At 43.5% G+C, this 22,426-nt stretch carries 15 protein-coding genes; 8 read left to right on the top strand and 7 right to left on the bottom strand.

All coding sequences use genetic code 11. The features are described 5' to 3' along the window. Window positions 1–365: 365 nt before the first annotated feature. Window positions 366–2,348 (bottom strand): acyltransferase family protein, encoded by a 1,983-nt coding sequence (locus LP667_RS03370; RefSeq protein ID WP_080235546.1) that lies wholly within the window; start codon window positions 2,346–2,348, stop codon window positions 366–368. A gap of 421 nt (window positions 2,349–2,769) precedes the next feature. Beyond that, window positions 2,770–3,759, bottom strand: a complete 990-nt coding sequence (locus tag LP667_RS03365; protein ID WP_033609208.1) for a biotin--[acetyl-CoA-carboxylase] ligase — start codon at window positions 3,757–3,759, stop codon at window positions 2,770–2,772. 1,383 nt (window positions 3,760–5,142) lie between these two features. Here LP667_RS03365 and LP667_RS03355 point away from each other — a divergent pair. Then, window positions 5,143–6,051, top strand: coding sequence for a proline-specific peptidase family protein (locus tag LP667_RS03355; RefSeq protein ID WP_021730140.1), 909 nt, complete (start codon window positions 5,143–5,145; stop codon window positions 6,049–6,051). Between the two features lie 81 nt (window positions 6,052–6,132). On the opposite strand, the gene LP667_RS03350 is transcribed toward LP667_RS03355, so the two are convergent. From LP667_RS03350 to LP667_RS03335, 4 genes are all read right to left on the bottom strand, one after another. Beyond that, window positions 6,133–7,893, bottom strand: a complete 1,761-nt coding sequence (locus LP667_RS03350) for a thiamine pyrophosphate-binding protein (protein WP_021730139.1) — start codon at window positions 7,891–7,893, stop codon at window positions 6,133–6,135. Window positions 7,894–8,334: 441 nt separating this feature from the next. Next, window positions 8,335–9,174, bottom strand: a complete 840-nt coding sequence (locus LP667_RS03345; protein ID WP_021730138.1) for an FAD synthetase family protein — start codon at window positions 9,172–9,174, stop codon at window positions 8,335–8,337. A gap of 138 nt (window positions 9,175–9,312) precedes the next feature. Continuing rightward, a complete protein-coding gene (spxB, locus tag LP667_RS03340) occupies window positions 9,313–11,052 on the bottom strand; it encodes a pyruvate oxidase (protein WP_021730137.1) in 1,740 nt (579 codons plus the stop codon). Window positions 11,053–11,630: 578 nt separating this feature from the next. Further along, entirely contained in the window at window positions 11,631–12,938 is a 1,308-nt protein-coding gene (locus tag LP667_RS03335; RefSeq protein ID WP_021730136.1) for an NCS2 family permease, read from the bottom strand. 287 nt (window positions 12,939–13,225) lie between these two features. Between LP667_RS03335 and LP667_RS03330 the strand changes: the two genes are divergently transcribed. Then, window positions 13,226–13,387: a hypothetical protein gene (locus LP667_RS03330; RefSeq protein ID WP_021730135.1), complete on the top strand. Its 162-nt coding sequence runs from the start codon at window positions 13,226–13,228 to the stop codon at window positions 13,385–13,387. Window positions 13,388–13,620: 233 nt separating this feature from the next. Here the strand turns inward: LP667_RS03330 and LP667_RS03325 are convergent, their stop codons facing one another. Then, window positions 13,621–14,094 carry a MarR family winged helix-turn-helix transcriptional regulator gene (locus tag LP667_RS03325; RefSeq protein ID WP_033609201.1) on the bottom strand — a complete coding sequence of 158 codons (474 nt, stop codon included), beginning with the start codon at window positions 14,092–14,094 and terminating at the stop codon, window positions 13,621–13,623. Between the two features lie 167 nt (window positions 14,095–14,261). On the opposite strand from LP667_RS03325, the gene LP667_RS03320 reads away from it, so the two are divergent. The 6 genes from LP667_RS03320 (at window position 14,262) to LP667_RS03295 (ending at window position 22,266) form a co-directional block, all read left to right on the top strand. Further along, window positions 14,262–15,071: a LicD family protein gene (locus LP667_RS03320; RefSeq protein WP_021730133.1), complete on the top strand. Its 810-nt coding sequence runs from the start codon at window positions 14,262–14,264 to the stop codon at window positions 15,069–15,071. A gap of 323 nt (window positions 15,072–15,394) precedes the next feature. Next, the gene (locus LP667_RS03315; protein ID WP_021730132.1) at window positions 15,395–16,924 is read left to right on the top strand and encodes a Ppx/GppA phosphatase family protein; all 1,530 of its coding nucleotides are present in this window, start codon (window positions 15,395–15,397) and stop codon (window positions 16,922–16,924) included. Window position 16,925: 1 nt separating this feature from the next. Further along, window positions 16,926–19,082: an RNA degradosome polyphosphate kinase gene (locus LP667_RS03310; protein ID WP_021730131.1), complete on the top strand. Its 2,157-nt coding sequence runs from the start codon at window positions 16,926–16,928 to the stop codon at window positions 19,080–19,082. 2 nt (window positions 19,083–19,084) lie between these two features. Continuing rightward, entirely contained in the window at window positions 19,085–20,038 is a 954-nt protein-coding gene (gene ppx / locus LP667_RS03305) for an exopolyphosphatase (protein ID WP_021730130.1), read from the top strand. Window positions 20,039–20,205: 167 nt separating this feature from the next. Then, window positions 20,206–21,498, top strand: a complete 1,293-nt coding sequence (locus tag LP667_RS03300) for an MFS transporter (protein WP_021730129.1) — start codon at window positions 20,206–20,208, stop codon at window positions 21,496–21,498. Window positions 21,499–21,753: 255 nt separating this feature from the next. Then, a complete protein-coding gene (locus LP667_RS03295; protein ID WP_021730128.1) occupies window positions 21,754–22,266 on the top strand; it encodes a VanZ family protein in 513 nt (170 codons plus the stop codon). Window positions 22,267–22,426: the final 160 nt, after the last annotated feature.

The following is a 22,426-nucleotide window of genomic DNA, read 5'->3' as shown; positions in this document are numbered from 1 at the left end:
AATTTGAGTTAGCTTTTATTTAGTCACACATCTAGCCGGTCTTGAATTAGCATTCGCGACACTAATACTTGTTAAAATCTCCCAAATAGTGGCTGTCAAATACGGGCCGCTGAATAAAATTCAAACCAGTGTCAACTTGTTTAAGTAGTACCCCAACACCGATGGTAGATGTTGTCCAATCAAAGTTGCGATTGGTCTCAATAATCAGAACTAGCTGCATCGCTCACACTTAGTAGACTAGGTAAAACGTACAGATACTGACGACAATTATTTACCTTGAAAAGGCACATTTTAGCAATAATTCATACCATCAATTAACAGCAAAGAAGTTCCAACTTGTCATAATAGCAAGCCGGAACTTCTTTCTAATTATTATTAACTTCAGCAATCCGGTTCGCGATTAAATTCGTTAACTGTCGATTACCAGTGGGATTAGGGTGCACATTATCAGCTGCAAACCAACCACTCTGATTTTGCGCCCGACCATGCCAATCAATGACATGCACGTTAGCATGCTGCTTAGCCGTCTTCGCAATTTGCGCATTAACTTGATTTTGCCAGCTCTGAGTTGGCACGTGGGCCGTTACCCAGAAGATTTGCCGATCCTTGCCAATTAACTTAACCACTTGTTCTGCTTGGTCATTAGTAATCGTTCCGTTAGTCCCAATGTTCAATAAGACATTGTGGGCCAACTGTCCTTGTGACTTCAACGAATTAATAATTCCTGGCACTTCTGTCACTTGCCGACCCACTCGACCTTGGACGACCGCACCTGGAATAACATCTTGCAAATCAGAAGAAAAGTCTAGCAACACCGAATCTCCAATCGCTGTTAAATCAGTATCCGCCATCGCCAAAACAACTTGTGGCTTCAAATCGTAGTCTTTGGCCACTTGCTTTTGCTTCGAATTGAGCTTAGCTTCCGCTTGCTTAGTTTGCATCTTTTCAGTCGCAACCTTCTTACTGGAAGCCGCTGCTGCTTGAGCAGCCTTTTGCCGTTTCAATGCCGCAGCATTTTTCTTGTCCGCCGCCTTTGAATTAGCCGCAATCGTCTTTTGTAATTCAGTCTTTTTGTTAGCCTCAGCCTTGCTTGGCTGTTGTACAAAACCCACTGCTGTAATCACGAATAAAACGGTTGTCAAAGCTACAATTGCAGTGGTGACCCGGTTAAACTTTGGCCTGCGCAAAAAGTCTTTGAAATCAATAAACAACCGGCTATAATCATAATGCCGCATTGGATTTTCAATAAATCGATAACTCAATTCCGTCACAACTAGAATCAGCGCCACTTCAATCAAACTATTAAGTAGCAAGTGATCCCCAATATTTTTAACTTTAGTTTCATAAAAAATCATGACTGGAAACTGATACAAATAAATCCCATAACTCCGCTGACCTACATACTTAAACAATGGATTTGTTAATACCCGGTTAAGATGGCTAGCCGGATGAGCGACAGTTGCCACGAGTACTGTTGATAGAATCGTAAATAACAGCATCCCACCGCGATAAGTGAAATCGGATTGGCCGGACATCTGGAAAAACATCCAAATAATTGCAACTAACGAGGCCCCACCTAGAATATCCAATGTCACACGATTAACATTAGCAATGTCCGCTGATAATTCCCGCGATGGCCAAATAAAGGCTAGCCCGGACCCCAACAGAATTGCGAACATCCGCGTATCAGTCCCGTAATACACCCGGTTAGTATTAGCCGGATCATATAACATGGCCATGGTTATTGCTGAGATACCAGCAGCTATCATCATAAACCAAAAAATTCGCGAACGTTTCTTAAAGATGACCATCAAGATGCCAATCACTAATGGCCAAAATAGATAATATTGACCTTCAATGGAAAGTGACCATAGATGTGTAAATGGTGACTCGCCGTTAAAACGATCAAAATAACTCTGACCATGATTGATTTCAAACCAATTATAAACGTAGACTAAGTTGGTTAACACGGTTGCCCGAATATTCGTCAGTAACGAGCGTTGAAATAACGTAATATACGCCGTCGTTCCTAGTAGCATTGTGACAAAAGCCGGATATAATCGGCGCATCCGGTGCCCAAGAAACCGCCAAATACGGACATGCCCCCGTGTTAAAATGTCTTGTAATAAAATATCTGTAATCAAATAACCTGAAACAACGAAGAAGATTGGTACTCCTAAATAACCACCTTGTAGCGAGGCCGGCATCAAATGATAGATAATGACACCTAATACCGCCAATGTCCGGATACCATCAAACCCGGTAATATATCGCCGCGGATTCATTCGGTGTCGATTCATCCGGCTCATTGTTCGGCTCATATTTACGCTCCGCAAATTTTCATTCATATTCCTCTTACCCCTTGAATTGTTTCTATAAACATTAACTAACCCACTAGCGTCTCGGTACCTTTACTATAATATGTAAATGACCGTATTGACCAGCATTATTTAACTTTCATTAATTATTTTTATTAACCACTTTATTGATTATGCTGGTTGAACACATATAATCCCAAACTTAATTATACTATAAATAAATCAAACGTTAGTGCATTAACCCATTCGCTATCATTCCCATACATTCAACAATTTAAGCTTCACTCAACCCACCAATTGAGCCGACCAACTATGGTCAATCTGCCCAATATTTCTCATGCCTAACGTCTACTATACAACAGTATGAACCGGTAAAGCATTGAATCAGAAATTGTTTTAAAAGATTATTGTCGTTTGTTTATTTATTTAATAAGCTGATTTTACAAACTTGTTATCCATGATAACCACCGGTCAGTAGATTCACTTTAGTGATTTCGCCTGAGCTGAAGTGGCGAACCTGGTCTGTCTCCAATCGAACAACCAGTGCACCACGCGCATCAATGTCCGTAACAACCCCACGATATATTTGGGCACCACTCCGCAGCTCCACCTGCTGATTGATGACCATTGACAATTGCCGATAAGCCGCCATGAAATTACCACTGCGATACGTTGGGTAGCCGTCAAAGAACCGCCGTAACAGCTCACGAATAACTTGATTACGCGTCACACTAGTCTTATTAGCCACGACCGAACCAGCTTTATGGGCCAGCATCGTTGGAAAAACCGTCGTGGTCAGATTAATTCCAATACCGATGATGACAGCTGAAATCTGTCCAGTTTCAAGGCTGGTGATGCCCTCTGATAAAATGCCAACCACTTTATGCTGATTGACCAGCACGTCATTGACCCACTTTAAGGAAACATGGACATCAAAAAGTTGCTGCAATGTTTGGGCAACCACCACTGCGGTACTAGTGGTCAACAATCCTGCATCTAGCACATTCCGGCTATTGATTGGTAGACCAATACTCATATAAATTCCCGTCTGACTTGGCGAATAAAATTCACGACCCGACCGGCCATAACCAGCTGTTTGCGTGTCGGCAACAACCACCGTTGGAACCGTTAGCGGCATCTTGGTGACCAGTCGACGTAAATAGGCATTCGTTGAATCAACCGTCGGCAGAACCGTCACCTTGAACGGTGGCAATGTCTCAAGCCCGTACTCAATTGCCGGAGCACTTAGTTGATTATTAGCGACATATCGATAACCGCGTCCATGCCGACTTTCAATGGTATGGCCCGCCGCCTGCAATCCCTGTACTAATTTCCAAATAGCAGTTCGACTGATTGCGAGTTGTTGTGCTAACCAATCACCTGAACAATACGCGGGTGCCGCTTGAATTAGCAAGCGTAAAACCGCGATTTGATTTGCCATATCAATCTCACCCATCTCTAATTAGTTAACCCATTATTTCATATTGGTTAACTAACCGCAATTGAATTAAAAAAATGTAATATTACATTTTTCTGTAACGGTTAGTTTATGTATTATCACCGAAAATGTAACCGCTTGTCAAATGAATTGTGCACAATCATTTTGGCCTTATTACTAACAATACGCATTATACTTATTATTTAGTATGAATCATGATTAAAACGTGCCAGTTAGTCGGATTACTATTCGTCAGCATATGCGCGTCCTAGGCCGACCTCCGGGGCTGGGTGCCAATTGCTGGAACGTAGCCGACGTCGATTTGAGCTAACGCCCAACCCGCGTCATCTCAAATACGAGTCTTATTCTAAGCCGGAAGAAATTCACTTCCAGCTAAGAATAATTTGGCTACTGAGCATTGTCGCCCAGCCCCTACGGTCTAAAAAAGTGTGAGGGGCCACGGGTTGAAGCCGAGCATTGCCTAGCCAACAGATTGATGCGGTCTTGGCGTAGCGAACACAGGCTTCAGTGGCACCGAACACGTTTCGGGAAGCCGCTTGGATGGCAGATGAATGGCACTTAACTTGGTATAACTTATCGTTGGCTATTTTGATACTGAAACTTTAAACAAAGCGTTAGGTGCATTAGTACTTTGTCGAGAGATTAAATCTTACTACACCGATTCAGGATTAGTGAGCTGGCTCAATATCATTTTCAGTCTGACAGTTGATTAACAAAATTATCGTTTATGAAAAACAATGACAAATCCAGCAAAAGTTGGGTACGCACATGTCTGCCATTCGAATACTATCCCGACTGGAAGGTATTTCGGCCAATGCTCAGCGGTGATATTCCACTTAGCAAGCGTCCTTTGCTTGATTAGTGGAAGACCAGTATTTAAGACGTGGGTTGCGGCTTAAATCTGTGTCCACCGCGTTCCAGCAATTGGCCGAAATGCCTGGAAGTCGGTGTAGGACGAGCAAACTTAGCACGTTTACGCTAACTCGACCTGTTTCCAGCGGGCCTAAGCTGGCTGCTTTTGATCTTAACCGGTTGGCACGTTTTAATCATGATTCATGACTGGTTAACCAATACAGTGTCGTATCAATGTCCATGCTTAGTTTAAACTAACATGTCTACTAGTATAAACCTAATTTAATACTCACAGTACGCCAATTATTGTCTTTATACGACACTCAGCCGCAATTATGACTCTGCCAGTTTGCTCCCGTGTATCGCACTGGGAGATGGTCATTGTCTTATGCCAGTGTTACTGCTCTATCTCGATACCCTTGTTAAACTTATCTATTCTTACTAGTTATTTTGACCCTACTCAGTTAACAGTGGTAAGATAACTAGTAAAATATTAAGAAATTAGGTGATCATTTGAAACAAGGAACAACAATCATCACGCTGGATAATGGCTACCATTTATGGACTAATACCCAAGGTCAGGGCGACATTCAATTATTATGTCTCCACGGTGGGCCCGGTGGTAATCATGAATACTGGGAAAACTTTGGTGATGAACTATCAGATCTAGGCGTCCAAGTTTCAATGTACGATCAACTAGGATCGTGGTATTCGGACCAACCTGACTATTCGGACCCCGCAATTGCCAAAAAATATCTCACTTACGACTATTTCTTAGACGAAGTTGAGGAAGTCCGGCAAAAGCTAGGCCTTGATAACTTTTACTTGATTGGTCAGTCTTGGGGTGGCGCCCTTACAATGATGTACGCCCTGAAGTATGGTCAGCATCTAAAGGGTGCGGTCATTTCAAGCATGGTCGATAACATTGAAGAATACGTCGTGAACGTTAATAAATGCCGTGAAGAAGCCTTACCTGCAGATGCCGTTGCTTACATGAAGCAAAAAGAAACTGAAGGTAACTGGAATGACCCGCAATATCAAAAATATGTGGATGTACTGAACGCCGGTTATGTCGATCGTAAGCAACCAACTTCAATTCGCCATTTAATCAGTACAACGGCCACCCCTGTTTACAATGCCTTTCAGGGGGACAATGAATTTGTTATCACCGGTAAATTAAAGGAATGGGATATTCGCGACCAAATTCACAATATTAAAGTACCAACATTGTTAACTTTTGGTGAACACGAAACCATGCCGTTAGCTTCAGCCCGTCGCATGGCTCGTGATATTCCTAACTCACGCTTAGTAACGACGCCAAATGGTGGCCACCACCACATGATTGACAACGCTCCCGTCTACTTTGATCATTTAAAACAGTTCATTCGTGACGTGGAAGCTGGTACTTTTAATCAAAAATAGTAATTAGTTGTGACACTAAAAAAGCCACTAATGGTAGGTTTCCCTACTATTAGTGGCTTTTTTGTTCGTCATTATTTTTAATTACAACTGATCACCTTGGGCACGCAATAAAGCACCTAGTGAAGGTTGCTTTTCGATATCAATGTGGTTAGCCTTGGCATAAGCATCAACAGCCTCTTGACCATATAATTTAGGGTCTAGCGGCATGTACGCCGTGCCAATTGGGTCATCATTCTTAATTACCGCGTTAACCACGATTGGCCGCTTATTCCCTTTGGCTTGCAGTGCCTTGATTTGATCAAACACTTCTTCAACCTCTTGATTATTTTGAACCGTGAAGCCGATGCCACCAAGACCGTCAGCAACCTTAGCCCAGTCAGCATCCGTTAAGTCAACACCGTACAAGTGCTGCTTCGTATCAACTTGTTCACGATAAATGAAGCCAAACCGCTGATTACTAAAGATCACATTAATGACCGGTAAACCATAACGCGCTTCCGTAATAATATCTGGTGCAACCATCGCAAAGCCACCATCACCAGAGAAACTCCATGCCTGACTATCCGGAACACTCAAGGCCCCCGCCATTCCAGCTGGCAGACCGAAGCCCATAGTTGCAAAGAGACCTGACAATGCAAAACGCTGTTCTTGATCCATTGGTAGACCCCGAACTGCCCACTCAGAGACATTTCCGGTATCAACCCCATAGGTATCACGCGGACCAACCATGCTAGCCACTTTCTTCATGACCGCCTCTGGTGCTAATCCCTCGTGATCATCGGCAGCTAATTGTTCAAGCCACTTATCCCAATTATGCTTGTTTTGGCGATTAGTCGTTAACCAAGCTGTTGCTGGCAATGTTTCACCAGTTGCAATCATCGCCTGCAAATAAGCTTGGGCATCACTAATGACCGCGTAGTCGATGGGGACCATCTTACCAATATCAAAACTGTTGTTATTAACCTGAATAATCTTAATTCCTTTAGGCCAGAAGCTGGCAAATGGAAATTCAGAACCAAGGAACAAAATCAAATCAGCGTGTTGCAAAGCTTCGAATCCCGATTTGGAACCCAGCCGGCCAAATGTCCCAATGGCATTCGGATGATTGGTGGGTATAACCCCAGTGGCTGGAACAGTGTTCATAACTGGAATATTGAACTGTTCACTAAACTTGATTAAATCTGCTTGAGCACCAAGGAGTCCCCGACCAGCATAGACTAGTGGGTGCTTAGCCGCTTTTAACATCTTCAATGTCGCAGTTACTGCTTGTGGGTCAACCCGTTGCTCAAAAGTATCCGAAACTGTATTGGGTGTTGAAACTGGTTGATAATCAATTTCTTCTGCTGAAAGGTTTTCCGGAATGATCACAACTGCAGGGCCCTTTTGCCGATAAGCTTCACGGATAGCCTGATTGATGACATAAGGTAACTGTTCGGCCGTCGTGACAGTTCGGTTATACACCGCAACATCACTGAACATCGGTGTTTCATCCATTTCCTGGAAGTAATTCGTGTTCATCGTTGCTTGTGGGACCTGTCCGACTAACGCTAGTACCGGCACATGATCCATCTTGGCATCATATAATCCGTTGAATAAGTGAGTTGCGCCAGGGCCGGCAGAACCAAATGAAACCCCAATCTTACCTGTGAACTTGGCATCTGCCGAAGCCGCTAATGCGCCCACCTCTTCATGCCGTACTTGAATATAGTCAATATGAGCTTTTTCAAGGTACAAGCCTTCAACCGTGTGATTAATTGAGCCACCAGGAATACCATAGAGGTGATCCACACCCCATGCTTCCAATACTTTAACCAAAGCTTGCCCTGCAATCATCTTTGTCATTTAAATCCCGTCCCTTCAACTTTGAACCAGCTCAATCATCCGGTTCAATTCATTTAACAAGTGTATTATAAATCGCTTCCAAACAAAAATGCAATTAATGTGCTTACTTTTTGTAAGCAAATTCTTATTAATAAAAAGCGTGCCTCAATTAACCTTTTGACGCACGTTTCGACAATATTAACAGACACTGATCATGATGTGCTTATTCCACGTTTTTCACCGTTGACCATTAAACGCGTGGGACGAGTTAGTTACCAATAAACCTGAGATTAAAACAAGCCGTCCCAAATCATCCGGTACCGGATAACTTAGGATGGCTCTGTATTTCTTGTGTAATTTAACAGCTAAGCAAGTATCGCCAGCTCTAGTTCACCTGATGCGGCATCTTCACATTTGAACATTCTCCATTAATTTATTAGCATACTAGTATCGTTGCTAACTTCATAATTGTGACCGTTGCTGATGCACGGTTGTGGTACTGTCCACTTGTGCGACCCGGTTCTGCCATTGAATATTGACCGTCAGATCATCCGCTAGTGGCGGTAATTGATATGGCGAGATAATTTGAAGTGTGTTTGCCACTCGAATAACCACTGACTGCCGATAATTGGCCCCCACTAACCAGCAACGGTAGTCACCAGCTGCTGGCACCTGTTGACGAGTATTGGCTAGTATTATCGCCCGCGTCAATGGTTTAAGTGTTGCCTGTGTCTCGTAAGGGTATCCTAATAAATCGTTAGCCGATGCCAACTGCCCCTGCGCAATCAATCCCCGAATTCGCGTTGAACTCACTTTTAATTGTTGATTCGCCAGACGATCTACCGTGACTGTTTCAAAATAAGGCGTGCCAAGTTGGGCTAACTCACGCATCCCATGCGTTCCACCCTGACCAAACGTATAATCAAACCCCGCCACAACGACTTGGGCATTTAACGTTACCAGATAGTCTTTGATGAAGGCTACTGGTGACAGCTTAGCAAATTGATTATTGAAATCAGTAATATAGAGCCGTTGTACTTGCAAATCAGCCATATGTTGTATTTTTTGCGTGACCGTATTGAGATACCGAAACTTGGTGTGTGATTGAAATAATTGGGACGCATGCCGATTGAAGGTCATCACGGCTAACGGTAACCCCCGCTGCACAGCAATTCTTCGTGCCGTCTGAATGACACGCTGGTGGCCCTGATGCACGCCATCAAAAAATCCCAAGGCCAACACCAGTGGCGGTTGTGGTGCCAATCTTTGTAATTGGTGAGCATCTAATTTGATAACTTGCATCTGTCGACCTCCTAACGTTCAACCTAGCCTAACTCAAAACATTAAGGATTGCCGCCACGCTATTGCTGGCAGCCAATTGAGTGTTATGTATCAAAAGAGCCGCGATAATCGCGTCCCTTTTGTTAATCATTTGCCTAATTAATTGGCTTGGGCCTGCTTCAAGAAGTAACTGAATGGCTTCAAGTCTTGAGCATCGTACTTCTTAACAAAGGCTGCAATCTTATCCTTATCTTGCCATGCGTCATCCAAATACATATGCTCCGTTGTAAATGGCATTGCATGCGTTAATTTGACATCAATAACAACTGGTTTATCAGTCTGCTTAGCATCTTCAAGGGCTTGTTTGAATTCAGCTTTAGTTCGTACCGTATAGCCAACCGCACCATAGCCTTCGCCAACCTTGGCCCAATCAGTATCTGGCAAATCAACACCAGAGAGTGGTTGATGCGTATCGTCGGTCTGTTCGGCTTCGATAAAGCCCAGTGTCTCGTTACTGAAGACAATGTTAATGACGTGCAAGTTGTACTTAACTTGTGCCAAAATTTCTTCTGACAACATCGCAAAGGCACCATCACCACTCAAACTGTAAACATCCCGATCTGGGTAGTTAACTTTAGCAGCCAGCGCAGCAGGAACCCCGAAGCCCATTGTTGCATAAATCCCGGAAGTTGCCCATTTCTGGTCACCGTGCATTCGGATCAAGCGTTCAAAGTTAATATTAACATTGCCGACATCGATGGCCCAAACAGCTTTGTCACTAGCTTCTTGGTTCAAGACATCAAAGATTGGTTCGGGGCGCACTGGTGATTCAGTACTATCGTTGAAGCTGGCTTGCCATTTGTCCCAGTTCTTTTTATCAGCAACCGCAGCGTCATAAAAGGCTGAATCAGCGCGCGCTTCACCAGCTGCATTGATCGCCGTTAAGGCTTTCTTAGCATCCGCCTGAATAGCAACGTTCGTATGGTGGCGCTTACCAAATTTTTCGCTATCAATATCGATTTGAATGACCTTAGCCTTCTTATTAAATAGGAAGATACTGAACGGCACATTATTGCCGACCCAGAGAATCAAATCCGTACTAAAGCCAATTTCAGCACCCGGCTTAGGGGCAACCCGTCCCGTTGATCCTAAGTAAGCGGGATAGTCATCTTCAATAATGCCCTTTGCTAATACTGATGAAACCAGTGGCATCTTGAATTTTTCAGAAGCAGCCTTTAATTCTTCAGCCGCATCCTTAGCGCCAACGCCAAAGTAAATCATTGGCGACTTAGCAGCTTTGATTAATTCAATCGCATCGGCAACCGATTCAGCCGTTGGCGCTGGATAGTTAACCGTATGCACACCGGCATTGGTTTCAAAGTTATCTTCAATTTCGGCCCAACCAAAGTCCTTAGGAATTGTCAAGACCGCTACGCCATTGTGGGCATAGGCTTGCCGAATCGCTTCATCGGTAAGCATTGGTAAGCTCTCGGCAGTCATTGCAGTGCGATTCCAGACCGCAACATCATCAAAAATCGGTTCTTCATTCATTGCTTGGAAAAAGTCCATGTTCATCCGCTTAGTTGGAACTTGTGCAACGATGGCTAACATTGGAATACCATCTTCCTTAGCATCGTACAATCCGTTCAGTAAGTGGACAGCACCAGGGCCAGCGGAACCAAAGCAGACGCCGATCTTTCCAGTTAGCTTATAATCAGCGGAAGCGGCAATCGCACCAGCTTCTTCGTGACGTACTTGGATGTACTTCAACGTTTCCCGTTGATTATAGATGGCGTTCATCGTTGAATCGAACGACCCACCGGGCAAACCATAAATATGTTTTACGCCCCACTTCTGAATTACTTTTAATACGGCATCTGAACCACTAATTTTAGCCATTAGTAATGTCCTCCTCTGATATACTTTAATTATCAACTTTACGACTTTATTGTAATCACGAATTTTTAAAATGTAAACGCTTTTATCGATAGATTTTATCTATCATTGTGAATTCAACGAAAACTTCTATGGTTTACAAGTGTTAACGACGGGGCTTGACGACATTTCAACTTTTTTCAACAACCATCATTCGGTACTAGTTGAAGCGACTACGCATCTTGCCTTAATTGGTTCTGACCGTTCACAGTACACGAACCGCACTTCCAACAATATTCGGTTAAGCCACAAGTCACAATAAATATTAATTGGGCTAGCCATCATTGTTAGCCCACAAACCCACGACGTTACGATAACGTTTACATTTGTGCAAAAATTTGCCATCTAATCACTGCCTAGTTACTTGAATGATTTCAGTATAATTATTTTGATATCTGGGTAACTTGACGTTCATCAAGTTTTGCTTTATTTCTCCGTTAAAAAAAGGGACTACCGACGCCTGCGCCGGTAGTCCCTGATAAACTCAACTAGTTAATTCGTAATAGCTTGATTACTTAATCATATCTCACGACCAAATTTCATCAAACATTTAATATCCATAAGAAGATAATGAAAATAAAGAATAGCACATACATTAATGGATGGACTTCTTTGGCATGCTTAGTTGCAACCATCGTGATGACATAAGCGATGAAACCTAGGGCAATCCCATCAGAAATACTATACGTCAATGGCATCCCAATAACTGTCAAGAAAGCTGGTACCGCAATTTCAAATCGTTCCCAGCTGATCTGTTTCAAAGATTCCGCCATCAAGACACCCACAATAATTAATGCTGGTGCCGTTACTTGATCCGTCACCACATTCAATAACGGTGAGAAGAATAACCCAAAGATAAAGAGCGCCCCAGTGACGACCGCACTCATCCCAGAACGACCACCGACCGCAATCCCAGCTGAAGATTCAACGTAAGCAGAGGTTGGTGAGGTTCCTAGTACTGATCCAACTAACATGGATGTTGAATCGGCCATCAAAGCTTTCCCGACGCGTGGCATCTTATTGTTCTTCATAAAGCCAGCCTGTTCTGCCAAGCCAACTAGCGTCCCAGCCGTATCGAAGAACGTCACTAATAAGAAAGTCAAAACAACAATGATTAGTTGTAACGAATTGATATCGCCAATATGACCAAGTGCAACGCCAAACGTTGGTTTTAAAGAGGGCGCTGCTGAAACAATCGTTGATGGCATCTTAATCAGACCAGTGGCTAACCCTAAAATCGAAGTTAAGACCATCCCAATAAAAATCCCACCAGGTACTTTCCGGCTCATCAGAATTAACGTTACAATCAAACCAAAAATCGTCAACCAGGTCGTTCCAACTGTCAATGATCCCAGGCCAACAACCGTTGATTTATTAGCAACAATCAAGCCACCACCATGAAGACCAATGAATGCAATGAAGAACCCGATCCCAGCTGAAATTGCGAGTTTCATATCACGCGGAATCGCGTCAATAATCATTTCCCGAAGTTTAAAAATCGTAATTAACATGAAGATGATTGCGGCTACAAACACCCCTGCTAAAGCAGTTTGCCACTTAATCCCCATCCCAATCACAACCGAATAGGTGAAAAATGCGTTGACCCCTAGTCCAGGTGCAATAGCAATTGGATACTTAGCCACCAGCCCCATTAATAGACATCCTAATGCTGAAGCTAATGCCGTAGCGGTAAAAACCGCCCCTTTATCCATCCCCGAAGCGCCTAAGACACTCGGATTAACAAATAGGATATAAGCCATTGAGACAAACGTCGTCAAGCCGGCCAGTACCTCAGTCCGCATTGACGTTTTCAATTCTGAAAAATTAAAATATGCCGCAATTTTATTCATGATTCCCTCCAGATATTCGTTTAAATTATAATTGAACAATTGTAAACGTTCGTGTTTTGACATTATTTTGACGTATTTAATCGTATCATTATGTTCAAATAAAAGCAATAACCGAACACTAAATAATTTAGAATCAAATTCAATGCGATTTTTAATTTACTAGGAGCTGCGTTAGAATGAAGTTAATCAAAGCGTGTTCATTGTCATAATGCCGCAATTGGTCACTAACCCAGTTTGCCACAATGACAGTCCTAGCTTATCAAGCCTAATTTGGGAGTGTGATTTAAATGGCTGGTTCCAAAGTTACTGCAATCTTCTTTTTACTCTTATATGCGGTTCTACTATACTTAGTCTTCACCATGCAAAATATGTTAGCGATGTACTTAATGGCTATCGGTATGTTTCTAGAAGCTTGCGAGAGTATCTATCATAACTTTTTTAAGCATTAATCGCTGATTGGAATAAGGTTTGTGTCACTAACATAAATTGCTACTATAAATAAAAAATTTGAGTTTTCGATAAAACTAACTGACGGCTGATGATTTGCTTTGCCAATGATAGCTGTCAGATGAAAATAAGCTTCACGAGAATTAATAATTCCCGTGAAGCTTATTTTCATCTGACAGCCATAAGTATCGTTACGCTTTCCGCATCAAAATCGTCGATATATTCAAAGTACAATCTAGTGTAAGATTGGATGTACTTGGGGCTCACCAAGATCCGTCACTTGCTGACTAAAAGTCCCCATCATTTTGAAAACTTGATCAATTTGCGATGCCCCTAGCTGGTTGACCCAATGATCAAAGTGCCGTGTAATCGCCTGATCCACGATCCGCTCAACTTGTTGACCACGTTCCGTTAAGTGTAAGTATAATCGCCGCCGATCACGTGGATCAGGTACTTGAAAAACATAATGTTGCATCAATAATGATTTAACTTGCCGTGAAATCGCACTACGCGTTACCTGCCGCTGAATGGCAATATCATTGAGTGTCACTTCATCAGTTGTTGCAATTCGCCGCAAAATTAAAAATTGCTCAAATGACAGTTTATTTTGACTCAACGGCCAGGCCACCAAGTCCATCATAATTTTAGTTGTATTTTGGTATGCTTCAAAATAATCATTGAGAAGTTTGCTTAATTCGTCATTATTCATCGCGATCACCATCACTTCATTAACTTTTGACCAAATATAACACGCCTTTAACTGTTTCGCACGCAATAACTCGCAGATCACAACGTTAAGCATCCTCCCTAACAATTTTGATCAACAAAGTGTATGATTGAGTTAGTTGAAACGCTTACGTAAAAGGAGACGAGTACATGTCCTTGACACCCTTACACCAAGTTGAATTACGCTTGATGCGTACCGTAATTGCAATCTGTGATGCCGAAAATATCGACTATTTCCTAATTGGCGGCTCACTGCTCGGTGCCATCCGTCATCATGGGTTTATCCCATGGGACGATGACATCGATATTGGAATGCGCCGTAGTGAATATCAGCGCTTTATTACGGTTGCCAACCGCCACCTTAACCCCAACGAATTCTTCCTGCAGACGGGCGCTTCGGACCCTGATTACGCACTGAGTTATATGAAACTACTAGACGTCAATACTTATATTGAAGAAAAGAACAATGTTAACAATGCTTTTAAGGGCGTGTTTGTCGATATCTTTCCCTTTGATAAGATCCCAGATGATGAAGCGTTACGACGCTCACAAATGCTGCACTACAAATTAGCTGATGCTGCCATTCTACTAAAGTTAAATTATAACTTTGTCAAAACACCACTACGTAATTTAATCACGAAACATACACCTCAGCAGTTAGCTGAAGTCAATCGTCACAAACAGGAGCGCGAAGAATACATGCGCTTATATGAACAGTCGGATTCACGAACTTATAAGAACCTCGCGTCCCAATACGACTACGAAAAGGAAATTATGTCCTACCAGGAGTTAACTGAATTAACCTTAACACCATTTGAGGATATTCAAGTCAAAATCCCCAGTGCCTATGATGCCATCCTAACCAGAATGTATGGTGATTACATGCAGTTACCGCCAACGGATAAACGAGTTGAAAAACATCTGAACAAACTAATTATCGATAATCACGAAATCTTATAACATTAACTGGCGTGGTTCAGGCGTACTCGTTGCGGCTGAACCACGCCTTTTATCTTATTCATACGTTATTAGTCTGGCATGACTCAATCAAAACATCTTAATACTGTCACTGATTTAAGTCCTAATATGAGTGTCCATAGCGCTCACGTTAAGTTACCGACCACTTCCATCGCCCTTAACTTACGAATGTAAACTAAAAGCAATCACTAACTGTTACACCACTAAAATACTAATTTAACTAACCCCAACCTGTGTTAAACTTAAAATAAATACGTGCCTTTAACCCTATTGGGGGTCAGGAAATCATTAAATGGGGGATCGCCATGGCAGCAAAATTATTTGGAATTATGATGATCAACGTTCAGAGTATTGAATTGTCGATCGTCAACCTACGCACATTACGCCAAGTTGAACGAGTTCGTTCCGACGTTTCACTTGGTGAAGATATCTATGATCAGCATACGATCGATTATGATTCGGTGGAACAAGCCGCCCAAGCACTGAGTGGTTTTGTCCAAATCATGAACGATTATGGCGTTAAGGACTACCATCTATGGGGGTCGTGGTCCTTGTCATCCGCCAACAATGCCGACTATATTCAAGACCAGTTGCTCGTCCGGACTGGTCTCAAAATCGACTGGTTATCTAGCAGTCAAGAAACCTATCTGCGTTCAGTCGCAGTAGCCGTCCACTTTCCACGCTTCAAACAAATGATCACTAAACCAACTTACTTATTGGGGATCAACTCCGGCAGTGTCGGTATTTCCCACTACGATCAGAGTAATTTTGTCTTTTCCCGCAGTCTTCGCTTAGGACCCGTCAGAATTGCCGAAGTCCTCGAAGACTTGCAATCCAGTGTTCCCAACTATGTTGAAGTTCTGGACGACTACATTTCTAGTCAAATCATTGATTTTGGCCGTTTCCTACCCGGACGTCGGGACCAGCCAAGCAACGTGGTTATGCTCGGTGTTGCACCGTTTGCTACCCTTTTTCGCCAGCAACAATCTAAAGCTGGTGTCGAAGAACTTAGTAAAGCGGACTTTCAGGCCTTATATGATGACGTCCTTAATGCCTCCGACCAGTATTTAATGGATAAATACGAAGTCGATGAAGAAGACGTGCGCCTGATCGTACCCGAGCTACTACTTATCAATGAACTATTACAACTTACTAACGCTGAAAAAATCTGGCTAGGCAACGTCACCGTACTGGACGGACTAATTATCCAAGAAGCCGTCAAACTGGGCTACAAGAAATACAACTTTGACGATCAAATCGTCACTGCGGCTAAGAATATTGCTGACCGCTACAATGTTGAGCCTCAACACCGTGACTTGGTCACCAAGTTCTCACTACACCTCTTTGATCAGCTCAAACCGTTACACCACTTAGGTAAACGCGAGCGATTACTTTTACAGGTAGCCGCCATCGTGCATGATGTTGGTAGTTATATCGATCCACACCAGCATTATTTACATTCAGATTACATCTTGCAAGCGACGGAACTAATGGGACTAACCGATACTGAAAAACGGATGGTTGCCTTGATTTCACGTTACCACAGCGCGCAAACGCCATCGAAAGACATTCGCCATTTCGAACACTTACAAGTCGAACAACGGCTGCTAGTATCGAAACTATCTGCTATCTTACGAATTGCCGATGCTCTAGATGATGGTCGCAAACAAAAAATCAACAAAATTTCGGTTTCCATCCGCAACCCACGGGTCATCATCACTTGTTTTTCCCATGATGACCTCTTCTTAGAAAATTGGGTATTCGCACAAAAAGCGGAATTTTTTAAGGAAGTCTTTGGTCTAACACCAGTGATTAAACTACGGGGGGTACGTTAACATGAATTATTATAAAGAAAGTTATTATACAAACCGTGAGCTCAGCTGGCTTGATTTTAATTACCGTGTTCTTGATGAAGCCCGCGACAAGGATAATCCACTGCTTGAACGCGTGCGTTTTCTTGGAATTACTCAAAGCAACCTTGACGAATTCTTCACGGTCCGAGTCGCCTCACTGCGCAAATTAATGTCAGTGAACTACACCAAACCCGATCCCGCAGGACTAACCGCGGCTGATCAAGTCAGTGCAATTAGCGACAAAGCGCATGAGATGGTCAAACGTCAATATAACACGCTGAACCGCTCGTTGTTACCATTACTAGAGCAACATGCGATTCACCTATTGTCGATGGCCGATTTAAATGCTGAACAACACACCTTTGTTAAGAATTATTTTGACGATGAGCTATACCCGGCTTTAACACCGATGGCCGATGACTCTTCACGCCCATTCCCGTTCATTGGGAATAATACACTCAACATCGCCCTGCGTATTTATAAGAATGGTGACAAGAAGGATCGCAAGTTTGCCACCGTACAAGTTCCTGATGTTTTTCCCCGCGTAGTCGTCTTACCAGGGGCGCCCAATCAGTTTATTTTGATTGAGGAAATTATTAAAGCCTTCGTTGGCTCACTATTTATCAATTACACGGTTAAAGAAACCAGCTGTTACCGCGTCATGCGGGACTTGGATCTAGACGTGGCCGAAGAAGATACTTCCGACTTATTGAAGGAAGTTCAAAAACAGTTGAAGATGCGTGAACGGGGCAAAGTGATGCGCCTAGAAGTCGAAAAAAGTATGAGTAAACATCAGCGCACCCGCCTTGCCAAATCTCTCGGAATCAACGAAAGCGCGCTGTACATCATCAACGGGCCACTTAATCTGACTTTCTTATCCAAGTTGGTAAAAGCTGTGCAGGGCCACGAAGACTTAAACTACCCGAAATACCACGCCTACTATCCCGCAAAATATCGTGAACGTTCCATTTTTGATTTAATCAAGGACCACGATATTTTAATGCAATATCCGTACGATGATTTCAAGCCCGTCGTGGACTTTGTTCATGAAGCCGCTGAAGATAATGATGTTTTGGCCATTAAAATGACGCTGTACCGTGTATCGGCCGATTCACCAATTATCAAATATCTTGGCCAAGCGGCGCAAAATGGTAAGCAGGTCACCGTTCTTGTGGAAGTTAAAGCCCGGTTTGACGAAGAGAACAACGTTCATTGGGCAAAAAAACTCGAGGAGATGGGCTGCCACGTCATTTACGGCCTGATTGGTCTCAAGACCCACTGTAAGCTTGCCCTCGTTGTTCGGCGTGAAAACGAAGGTATTAAGCGCTACATGCACATGGGGACCGGGAACTATAACGATGTTACCGCCCACTTCTACACAGACATGGGTCTCTTCACAGCTGATACTGATATGGGCATCGACGCCTCCAACATCTTTAACATGTTGTCCGGTTATTCCGAGCCGCCGTATTTCCACAAATTGCACATCTCGCCAGATGGTATTCGCGACTTCATCAACGAGAAGTTAGACGATGAGATTGCGATTGCTAAAACTGGTCGTCCCGCCGTCGTCAAGATGAAGATGAACTCATTATCCGATCCACAAATTATTAGCAAACTCTACGAAGCGTCACACGCTGGTGTTAAAATCCAACTGATTATTCGGGGGATTTGTTGTCTGCGGACGGGCATTAAGGGGGTTTCCGATAACATCGAGGTCCACTCAATTATTGGCCGCCTACTTGAACACAGTCGCATCTACTATTTCAGTAACGATGGTGAACCGCAAATTTACTTATCCAGCGCGGATATGATGACCCGTAACCTGAACCGTCGTGTCGAATTACTATTCCCACTACTCCAACCTGAGATCAGTCACCGGGCGATGACGATTTTTGCAACGATGTGGGCGGATACGGTCAAGACGCGCATTTTGCAACCAGATAATACGTATGGCCGTGTAGATGGCCGGGGCCTAGAAGTTTTGGACTCACAAGCTGAATTCATTCGTGAAGCCGAACAAGCTGTTAAAGCCGATCACGGCGAAACCACGCCGACTAGTAACGCGCATCAATTCATTCCAATGATGAGTCCCAAGAATGAACCCGACGCTTCGGATCTTGATAGAGAGGATGATTAGCGATGGAAAATTTTGCGGTCATTGACTTAGGTTCCAATTCATGTCGAATGACAATTACTCAGATTCAAGCAGATGGTAGTTATACGGTCACGCATCGGCTCAAAGAAATGGTCCGTTTATCCGAAAATGAAAATGCTACGGACACGCCGACCCTTCAAACCGATGCCATCGACCGCACGATTACGGCTCTAAAGTCATTTTCAGCGGTCTATAAAGACTTGCCTAACTTAAACATCAAGGCTGTTGCCACCGCTGCAACGCGTAAGGCCAGTAACCAAAAGAAATTCCTCAAACGCGTTAAAAATGAAGTCGGCCTAGACATCGAAGTGATTCCCGGAACGACCGAAGCCTATTACGACTACCTGGGTGTGGTCAACACGCTTCCCACGACTAATTGTGTAATGGTCGATACTGGTGGCGGTAGCTGTGAACTCGTCCTCATCGTGAATGGCCAAGCCAAAGAGCTGATCAGTTTGCCAATCGGTGCAGTCAGTTTATCTGAAAAGTTTGGTCTCAACGACCAGGTCACCGCTAGTCAATTGTTTAAAACGATGACCTTTGTTGATAAAATTTTTAATAGTGTCTGGTGGTTGCGAAACGGTCTCAACTTACCGCTTGTCTGCTTAGGCGGCAGTAACCGGACGTTAGCCAAGATTAACCGGCGCAAATGCAACATTCTCAACTTTGAAGATATTCACGGTTATCGATTACGAGACAACGCCATCTATGACACGTTCAACACTGTTATCAGCCAGGATGCGGCCGGTCGTGCGGCCATTCCCGGACTAGCAAAGGACCGAGCCGATATTATTGTCGGTGGCATGATTCCCGCTATTAGTCTGATGCGCTTCTTGGATTCTGACCGGATGATTTTTTCTCAAAATGGCCTTCGTGAAGGCATCTTATTTGAACATTTAACCACCTTAGCCGAGCAGAACGCTAAAGTCAGTGACTAAAATCCGAGCTGACATTTTTATCAATAATATGCTAGGATTAAGTTATCAATAAATTCATCAAGGTCGTCTTTGATGCTTGTATATCTTTACAACGGAACCTCCGTTGATCAAGAAAAGCGTCGTTTCATACACGAAACGAGCTGGCCTTGATTAACGGAGGTTTTATTTTGTCAACAAGCACATCAGTCATTCCGACCCAAACTAAGGTCGCAATTTTCGGTACCGCTGGCCTGGCTTTTTGCGGTATTTTAGTTGAAACGTCGATGAACGTAACTTTTCCGACCTTGATGCATCAATTTCAAGCCGGCTTATCAACAGTTCAATGGGTGACCACTGCCTACTTACTCGCCGTGGCCGCTACCATGGTTATTACGGCCTTTATTCAGCAGCGCTTTCACTGGCGGACAATTATTAACGTTGGTGGCGCCGGCTTCGTCCTTGGTGGCCTATTATGTATGGTAGCTCCCCAATTATGGTTACTACTACTCGGTCGGATGATTCAAGCCATTGGAACCGGCTTGGCATTACCATTAGTCTTCACTCAAATTATGACCCAGGTCCCATTCACCGCTCAAGGGCGTTTCACGGGAACCGCCGGTATGTTGATTGCACTGGCCCCTTCACTCGGACCAACGTATGGAGGCTTAGTAACACAACTATTATCCTGGCGCTTAATTTTCGGCATCACCCTCCCGTTTGGCTTAATTGCTTGGTTGATTACGGCTAAAACGATTCATCAAACACGTGCACCACAATCACGACCATTTCCATTACGTCAATTTATACTGGTCGTTGCGGCACTCATTCTCTTCATTTTTAGTGTTAATAACCTGAGCAGCCACGGACTAAGTTTGTTGTATGTCTGGGTACCTTTGATCATTGCAGTATTGGCAATACTGGGTTTTACCCATTCCACGTGCCGAGCATCACACCCACTGATCAATCTGGCCGTGTTCAAACAGGGCGATTTCACACGGGCGTTACTCATTTATTTCTTTATTCAGTTTATCCAGATTGGTTTGACCTTTCTTCTCCCCAACTTTGCCCAGTTAGCTTTGGGCAAAAATGCCCTAGTATCTGGTTTAATGCTTTTAGCTGGGAGCCTGTGTTCAGCCGTTCTGTCTCCGTTAGCTGGTAAATTGATGGATCGCCGCGGCGTTCAAAGACCATTTCAAATCGGCGCTATTTTTTTAGGACTAGCCACGTTAGGACTAGCTTTGTTAGCCCAGCACCTCTCTGTTGGCTTGATTATTGGTCTATTTGTCCTCTTTCAAATTGGGTTCAGTTGCTTATTTAACAACGCATTGACGTATGGGCTACAACAGTTACCATCCCCGTTAATAGGTGATGGTAACGCGTTATTTAATACGCTGCAACAATATTCTGGTTCACTTGGAACCGCCATTATGGCCGTCTTAATCACGTTGGGGACCCAGCTCATACCACCGCTTCTTCCATAACGCAAACTACCCTTGGTACCCAAATCGCGCTCTGGTTCAGTTTAATCATTGTTATTGGTGTAATTGTTCTGGCTTTGACAACTAAGCCCGGTTTGACCGGCACTGATGTCAAGCAGAACTCGAATAGTACCAATCACTGATTTACTTGAGTTTTGGTTAAGCCGGTAAAGCCTTCATTAAGCTTCGTGCTCGTACCACTTCACACCCCTAGGTTTACGGTAAGATACAGTTATTAATTACTAAGGAGTGAAGCGAATGCGTTGGGAACCGTTCAGAATTATTTTAATCGTTGCTACATTGAGTTGTTTAGTGATCCTCGTGCACACTCACCAGCCCCAAATGCGTAAGCGACAGCTGCTCAGCCTAGGCTACTTATTTGGACTTAGTGTCATTCTTTTTACCCCACTCTCTTTTGATGGCACCGCCGTCTACGTTATGCCAGCGGGCGGCGGCCAAGTAAATCTGACCCGCCTTTACCTTCACGGCCTGGGCTTCATCGAAAATATTATTTTGACGGTTCCATTGGGCTGGGGGATTAAGCGGCACTTTAAACGTTACTCACTATTCAGCCTTGGCCTAACTGGCTTGTTGGTCGGTGCCAGCATTGAAAGCCTGCAGTATTTAATGTCACAGCACTGGTTAATCAATCGTAGTAGCGACATCAATGATGTCATCGCTAACGCAGCCGGTGTCTTAATTGGTGGCCTGTTAGCCGCTATCGTTCAAGTCATTATCCATCACCGTAAAACAACCGTGGCCGATTATTAACAGCAACCTGATTAGATGCACATGAAGGTAAGCCAGAGGTTGTTCAATTTGTGATCATCCACGTATCCATGTTAAACAACACAAATTGATTTTCGGCATCATTGTTGTGGGAAACAAAACGCGTAGATTACTCAGAGTAAGCCGAGTAATCTACGCGTTT

Source organism: Lactiplantibacillus paraplantarum, assembly GCF_003641145.1.
GTDB lineage: Bacteria > Bacillota > Bacilli > Lactobacillales > Lactobacillaceae > Lactiplantibacillus > Lactiplantibacillus paraplantarum.
Note: the sequence above shows the minus strand (reverse complement) of the source record. Positions and strands in the feature narration are given on the sequence as shown.

What these genes read in the sequence shown, in the direction of transcription:
- spxB (WP_021730137.1), bottom strand. Translation starts at nt 11,052, where the DNA reads ATGGCTAAAATTAGTGGTTCAGATGCCGTATTAAAAGTAATTCAGAAG.
- LP667_RS03310 (WP_021730131.1), top strand. Translation starts at nt 16,926, where the DNA reads ATGAATTATTATAAAGAAAGTTATTATACAAACCGTGAGCTCAGCTGG.
- LP667_RS03295 (WP_021730128.1), top strand. Translation starts at nt 21,754, where the DNA reads ATGCGTTGGGAACCGTTCAGAATTATTTTAATCGTTGCTACATTGAGT.
- LP667_RS03335 (WP_021730136.1), bottom strand. Translation starts at nt 12,938, where the DNA reads ATGAATAAAATTGCGGCATATTTTAATTTTTCAGAATTGAAAACGTCA.
- LP667_RS03320 (WP_021730133.1), top strand. Translation starts at nt 14,262, where the DNA reads ATGTCCTTGACACCCTTACACCAAGTTGAATTACGCTTGATGCGTACC.
- LP667_RS03330 (WP_021730135.1), top strand. Translation starts at nt 13,226, where the DNA reads ATGGCTGGTTCCAAAGTTACTGCAATCTTCTTTTTACTCTTATATGCG.
- LP667_RS03345 (WP_021730138.1), bottom strand. Translation starts at nt 9,174, where the DNA reads ATGCAAGTTATCAAATTAGATGCTCACCAATTACAAAGATTGGCACCA.
- LP667_RS03370 (WP_080235546.1), bottom strand. Translation starts at nt 2,348, where the DNA reads ATGAATGAAAATTTGCGGAGCGTAAATATGAGCCGAACAATGAGCCGG.
- LP667_RS03315 (WP_021730132.1), top strand. Translation starts at nt 15,395, where the DNA reads ATGGCAGCAAAATTATTTGGAATTATGATGATCAACGTTCAGAGTATT.
- LP667_RS03350 (WP_021730139.1), bottom strand. Translation starts at nt 7,893, where the DNA reads ATGACAAAGATGATTGCAGGGCAAGCTTTGGTTAAAGTATTGGAAGCA.
- ppx (WP_021730130.1), top strand. Translation starts at nt 19,085, where the DNA reads ATGGAAAATTTTGCGGTCATTGACTTAGGTTCCAATTCATGTCGAATG.
- LP667_RS03325 (WP_033609201.1), bottom strand. Translation starts at nt 14,094, where the DNA reads ATGAATAATGACGAATTAAGCAAACTTCTCAATGATTATTTTGAAGCA.
- LP667_RS03365 (WP_033609208.1), bottom strand. Translation starts at nt 3,759, where the DNA reads ATGGCAAATCAAATCGCGGTTTTACGCTTGCTAATTCAAGCGGCACCC.